The organism is Brachyspira catarrhinii, from assembly GCF_005518285.1.
Lineage (GTDB): Bacteria > Spirochaetota > Brachyspiria > Brachyspirales > Brachyspiraceae > Brachyspira > Brachyspira catarrhinii.
The window spans coordinates 1-6,743 of record NZ_SJDU01000105.1 but is presented as its reverse complement, the minus strand read 5'-3'; the positions used below and the strand labels follow the sequence as shown (position 1 = coordinate 6,743).

The following is a 6,743-nucleotide window of genomic DNA, read 5'->3' as shown; positions in this document are numbered from 1 at the left end:
AATTAAAGAAGGAATTAAAGAAGTAAAGAAGGAATTAAAGAAGGAATTGAAAAAGGGAAACTTGAAGGAATAAAAGAAGGCAAACTCGAAGGAATAAAAGAAAATAGTTATACAATAGCAAAAACAATGAAATCAAAAAACATGGATATTAACCTTATAAGCGAAATCACAGGCTTAACCCTCGAAGAAATCGACAAACTATAAACTTGCTCTTTTCTATTATAAATATATAAAAAAATAAGCCTCATGCATCTCTGCATGGGGCTTCTTAAAAATCAAAAATCTTATCAACCTTTTACTTAAATAATAGTTTAAACTATTTTTCTATAATCTATTTTACTACTAACTAATTTCTAATTTAATCTGTCCACTCAATTGCTAACCTACCAGTAGTTGAATGTTTATCATTTTTAATTTCTACGCTAAACTCTTTATTGTCAAATTCTAGACTATCATCATCTTTAGTAGTTAAAGTATAATAAAAAACTTGAGCATCTCCATTTGGTAAAGTTTTATTGTAGGTTATTTCAGATACATAATTTACAAGGCTACCTCCTGTGAGGATTGATTTTTTTAATTGCTTCAATAACTCATCACTTCCAAAAAATTCTTTTCCAATTTTTTTTGTTTCATAGTCATTTCCAGTAGTATTATCAGCTCCTACTGTATCCAATATAAACTTCGTTCCTTCAAGAGTTACACTATCAACTAAAAATGTAACACCGTCTACATTCATTGCCCTTATATCTCCTTTACTACCAAATATATTCTTTACCTGATTATCCAATGATATTTTTGTAGCTTTTATAACTTTAATTATCAAATCTTCTTTATCTGGAGAAATAGTATCTTTTTCTTTTGCCGCAGCTTTCTTTTTATAGTTTAGGCTTAAAGTAACTTCCGTTTCACTATTTTGAATATTATTAAAACCGTTTTTTACTTTAAAAGCGCCATTATTATTTTCTAATTCTAATCCGTCAATACCGCTAACTATAAAACTTGATATATCGGCATTCACAACGGTTACAGTTATCGGGAATGTTGTATCAGTTCCATCAGAATTTACAACCATTAAATTTCTCGATAAAGTAGATGAGACAGTATATAAAAGTCCTCCACTTCCGTTATCTACTCCGCCCGTAAGCCCTGTGTCGGCTGTAACTGGAGGTGGAGTAGACGTATTGGTGTCGGTTGTAACTGGAGGTTGAGTAGCCCTATTCCTGCAAGAGCAACTGTAAGAAAACAACATACCGAGCAGACATAAGAAAGTTAATAATAATTTTGATTTTTGTTTAAAAATTGTTTTTAGATTTGTCATGATGCAAATCCTCCTGTGTAATTAAATTTTTTTATAAATAAAAAGCCGTAGATTCGACTTAATATTTCCGAATTGAAATAATTTGTCATTGCGAACGACTGAAAGGAAGTGAAGCAATACAAAGTAAATAAAGTCTTTTTTCTGCGGATTACTTCGCTTGCGCTCGTAATGACTAAATGAAAATAATTTTTTATAGTATTGACAAAAATCCCGTTTAATGTTATAATTAAATAGGATTTGTATATATTTGTATATATTTGTATATATTTGTATATATTTGTATATATTTGTATAATTAAAGAAACTTGATAGAATTGCCTTAATCGTTTCCAATATAAAATTTTTAATTCTACAAACCGTTTTCATTTATAATCCTAAAAACTGCTTCGCTTAAAGGCTCTGTCAAATAAATTTGCCAGGGCTTACAGCCCACAGAGTGCGCTACGCAGTTTTTATACAACCTTTTTTATTCCTAATTTTTTTATCTAAAAATATAATAACAAACTTTCTAAAAAAGTCAAGTAAAAAATTCACAAAATAATTACTTGTCAAATTATAAAATTTATTATCTATCGTTATTATAACAAATTTAATAAAATAAGTCAATAACTTTTTTATATGTTTAATATCGGTTTATGAATTCATAAAATTTAATAAACCAATATAAAATTTGTTATCTATTCCAAATTTATCAAATTTCACGCCACAGGCGCGCAGAGAGAAAAATGTCAATAATTAATTTATCAAAGATGAAATTAGTTCGTTCAAATTTTATGATTATACTAATACATTAAAAATTTTTTTAAATGGTATAAACGAACCAATTACGGTTTATGATAAAGATAAAGCGCTTTTCGATAAAATTTTTAATTTAACTACAGAAAATGCTAATGTTATTGATATACATTAGTATTAGTTTAATTGAATAATTATAATAATTTTAGAAAATTAAACCGAGTTCTTGTTATAAAAACTCGGTTTATATTTTTAAAAATATATTAAAATCTAAATAACTATTTTTCAAAAACCAAACCGTCTTTGCCTTTTGCTATTTTTATAGTGTCGCCTTCAAAATATTTTCCCGCAAGAATTTCTTTTGCAAGAGGATTTTCTATATAATTTTGTATCGCTCTTTTCAAAGGTCTCGCTCCAAATTGCGCGTCATAACCGACATCGGAAATAAAATCTATAGCTTCGCTCGACACTTCCAAATTTATTCTTCTGTCTTTAAGTCTTTCGGCAACTTTTTCAATCTGATTTTTAGCTATGGCGTTAATATATTTTTTATCGAGCCTTGTGAAAGTTATTATTTCGTCTATTCTATTTAAGAATTCGGGGCGAAAAGAAACTTTCAAAAGCTCGTTAATTTTTCCTCTTATATCGTCCGTATTTTTTGCTTCGAGTATCAAATCCGAACCCAAATTGCTCGTCATTATGATTATGGAATTTTTGAAATCTACGACTCTGCCTTGTCCGTCCGTCAATCTGCCATCGTCCAAAACTTGAAGCAAAACATTAAAAACATCTGGATGCGCTTTTTCAATTTCGTCAAATAAAACTACGCTGTAAGGTCTTCTTCTCACCGCTTCGGTTAATTGTCCGCCTTCGTCATAACCAACATATCCTGGAGGCGCTCCGATTAATCGGCTTACAGAAAATTTTTCCATATATTCGCTCATATCGATTCTTGTCAAAGCTCTTTCATCGTTAAAAAGAAAATCTGCCAAAGTTTTTGCAAGTTCCGTTTTTCCAACTCCCGTAGGTCCTATAAATAAAAAACTTCCAAGCGGTTTATTTTCATCCGAAAGTCCCGCTCTGTTTCTCCTTATAGCGTCCGCTACTGAAGTTATAGCTTCGTCTTGCCCGATTACTCTTTTATGCAAAACTTCTTCAAGCTGCAAATATTTCTGTTTTTCGCTTGCAAGCATTTTGCTTACGGGAATTCCCGTCCATACCGATATTACTTGAGCGATGTCGTCTTCGGAAATTTCTTCTTTCAATAATCTTTTTTCGTCACTTTTCGAATTTGAATTTTCAATATTCGCTTCTTCCAATTTTTTATTAAGCTCGGGGATTTTTCCGTATTTAATTTCCGCAGCTTTCGCCAAATTGCCTTCTCTTGTATATTGAGTTTCTTTTATATTCAATTCTTCCAATTCTTCTTTTAATTTTCTTATCTCTTCTATTCGTTTTTTTTCATTATCCCATTTAAGTTTCATTGAGTTTCGCTCTTCCGTGATTTCGGATAATTCTTTTTCCAATTTTTCGAGTCTGTCTTTTGACGCGGCATCGTTTTCGTTTGAAAGCGCCTGTTTTTCTATATTAAGTTGCAAAATCTTTCTTTCAAGCTGGTCTAATTCCGTAGGCTGACTTTCTATTTCTATTTTTAATTGACTCGCAGCTTCGTCAACCAAATCTATAGCCTTATCGGGCAAAAATCTATTCGTTATATATCTGTTTGAAAGAACCGCCGCCGCAACCAAAGCCTCGTCTTTTATTCTCACTCCATGATGGACTTCGTATTTGTCTTTAAGTCCTCTCAATATCGCTATCGTATCTTCAACCGTAGGCTCTTTGCAATAAACTTGCTGAAATCTTCTTTCAAGCGCTTTGTCTTTTTCTATATATTTTCTGTATTCGTCTAATGTTGTAGCTCCGATTGCTCTCAATTCTCCTCTCGCCAATGCTGGCTTCAAAAGGTTAGAAGCGTCCATTGCGCCTTCCGTAGCCCCCGCTCCGACTAAAGTGTGAAGTTCGTCAATAAATAATATAATGTCGCCTTCCGATTTTTCTATTTCGCTAATTACCGCTTTTAATCTCTCTTCAAATTCTCCTCTGAATTTCGCTCCCGCAACCAATGCGCCCAAATCCAAAGCGAGTAATTTTTTATTTTTCAAACTATCTGGAACATCTTGAGAGACTATTCTTCGAGCAAGTCCTTCGACTATCGCCGTTTTTCCCACTCCAGGCTCTCCTATAAGAACGGGATTATTTTTTGTTCTTCTCGATAAAACCTGCATAACTCTTCTTATCTCTTCGTCTCGTCCGATAACGGGGTCAATTTTTTCAGCCTTCGCCAAAGCGGTTAAATTTCGGCAGTATTTTTCCAAAGCCTGCATTTTCGCTTCGGGGTCTTGACTATTGATATTTTGATTTCCTCTTAAAGATTTGATAGCCGATAAAACCTCTTTTTTGCTTAATTTATTATCTCTAAGCATTCTGCCCGCTCGGTTTTCCGCATCGACTAAAGCCAAAAATATATGCTCGGTAGAAACATATTGGTCTTTCAAAGCCGTAGCTTCTTTTTCAGCCTTCGCCAAAACTTTTCCAGCGTTAGTAGATAAATGAAGTTGAACATTTTCTCCCAATACTTTAACATTTTCATTAACCAATTTTTGAGTTTTTTCTATTAAAGAATTAACGGGAATTCCTATTCTTTCTAAAAGCGGTTTGATTAAGCCATCTTCCTGTTTTAGCAACGCCAAAAGCAAATGCTCGCTTCCTATTTCCGAATGGTCTTCTCCGTTTGCAATATTCGCAGCTTCGTTTATAGCCTCTTGGGCTTTTATAGTATATTTATTATAATCCATAATTTTATCTCCATTACTAATTTAATTTTAACTTATAAACTATATAAAAATAAAACGGTAAAAAATGCATATATACGATACATAATCATCAATTTTTCAAATATGCAGTATTATTTTACGACATATAAATAGCTCTTCAAATTTTTATGTTTAATAATGATATTTTTAATCGTTAAATTCAAGTTTTATAATAGTTTATTTTTAAGATAATTTTCAAAATATTCTATAGTTTTTTTAAGTCCGTCCTCGAGTTTGTATTTCGGCTGCCAATTAAGCTTTTCTTTAGCAAGATTTATATCGGGCTGTCTTTTCACAGGGTCGTCTTTCGGAAGTTTTTTAAATATTATTTCGGATTTTGAATTAGTTTTTTCTATTATAATTTTTGCAAAATCTATAACGGGCATTTCAATAGGATTTCCCAAATTAACGGGTCCTATAAAATTTTCGCTTACCATCATTTTTATAGCTCCGTCAATCAAATCATCGCAGTAGCAAAAGCTTCTCGTTTGACTTCCGTCTCCGTAAACCGTAATTGGAATATTTTTAAGCGCTTGAATAATAAAATTTGATACTACTCTACCGTCATTTTCGTTCATTCTCGGTCCGTAAGTGTTGAATATTCTAATGATTTTTATATCGGTATTATATTGTCTATGGTAATCCATCATTAAAGTTTCCGCTCCTCGTTTTCCCTCGTCATAACAGCTTCTTATACCGTCTGGATTTACATGTCCCCAATAGGTTTCTTTTTGAGGATGTTCCAAAGGGTCGCCGTAAACTTCGCTTGTTGACGCTTGAAGTAATCTCGCGTTGCATTCTCTCGCCAAATTAAGCATATTAAGTATTCCCAAAACGCTCGCCTTAAAAGTATGAACGGGATTTCTTTGATAATGAATTGGAGAGGCTGGGCAGGCAAAATTATATATTTCATCGCATTCTATATGAATCGGCTCGGTTATATCATGCCTTATAATTTCAAAATTTTTATTATTTTCCAAATGTTTAATATTTTCATAAGAACCCGTGAAAAAATTATCAATGCATATTATATGATTTCCTTCTTTTAGTAATCTTTCGCATAAATGAGAGCCTAAAAAACCAGCTCCGCCCGTAATTATGATTCTTTTCATTATAAAATTTCCTTTTTGTTTGATTATTTTAACGACATTATATAAAGTTTTTAATAATTTGTCAAAAAAATAGCCTTGATTATAATTTATTCGGGAACTTTTTTTAAAATTATTCGTCTAACTATACGATAAATAAGTAAATTTTTTTCATATGAGACTCCTCAATATTTGAAGTGGGACGGATTATTTAATATAGTCCGTCTCTTTTTTAAACTTTATTAAGAATTTTTTAAAAAATAAAATTAATGCGGGAACTTTTTTGCGATTTAAACGTCTAATTAATTGATAATAGATAAAAGTTTTTTCATATTAGACTCATTAAATAATAAAAGGGACGGTTGATTTACTCTTCCGTCTCTTTTATATTTAAAAAAAATGAAACTATTTATAGAAGCTACGATACATATCGAGGCTATTAAATAATTATAAAATAAAACTTGACATATTTATTGAATAATATTATATTGAAAATAAATAAAAAATAATTCGAGGAGAAACGGTAAATGAATCGTTCTGATAATTTTAAATTTAGAGAAGAAAATTTAAAAAAGCTCTTTAAAATTGGAACGGGATACGAATTAAATTTGGAAAATCCTAAAACTTTTAACGAAAAACTTCAATGGCTAAAATTATATTATCATAATCCTTTAATGACGAAATGCGCGGACAAATATTTAGCGAGAGAATATATTAAAGATAAAATCG

3 protein-coding genes and 1 pseudogene are annotated in these 6,743 nt (G+C 31.2%); 1 reads left to right on the top strand and 3 read right to left on the bottom strand.

The genetic code is table 11. The features are described 5' to 3' along the window. Positions 1-358: 358 nt before the first annotated feature. From EZH24_RS05405 to EZH24_RS05395, 3 genes are all read right to left on the bottom strand, one after another. Complete coding sequence (locus EZH24_RS05405; RefSeq protein WP_137998121.1) at positions 359-1,318, bottom strand: hypothetical protein; 960 nt, start codon at positions 1,316-1,318, stop codon at positions 359-361. A 1,013-nt stretch (positions 1,319-2,331) separates the two neighbouring features. After that, positions 2,332-4,908, bottom strand: coding sequence for an ATP-dependent chaperone ClpB (clpB, locus tag EZH24_RS05400; protein ID WP_137998120.1), 2,577 nt, complete (start codon positions 4,906-4,908; stop codon positions 2,332-2,334). A gap of 185 nt (positions 4,909-5,093) precedes the next feature. Further along, positions 5,094-6,038 (bottom strand): UDP-glucuronic acid decarboxylase family protein, encoded by a 945-nt coding sequence (locus tag EZH24_RS05395; protein ID WP_137998119.1) that lies wholly within the window; start codon positions 6,036-6,038, stop codon positions 5,094-5,096. Between the two features lie 503 nt (positions 6,039-6,541). On the opposite strand from EZH24_RS05395, the pseudogene EZH24_RS05390 reads away from it, so the two are divergent. Next, positions 6,542-6,743 (top strand): annotated as a pseudogene (locus EZH24_RS05390) (ATP-grasp fold amidoligase family protein); the annotation flags it as partial.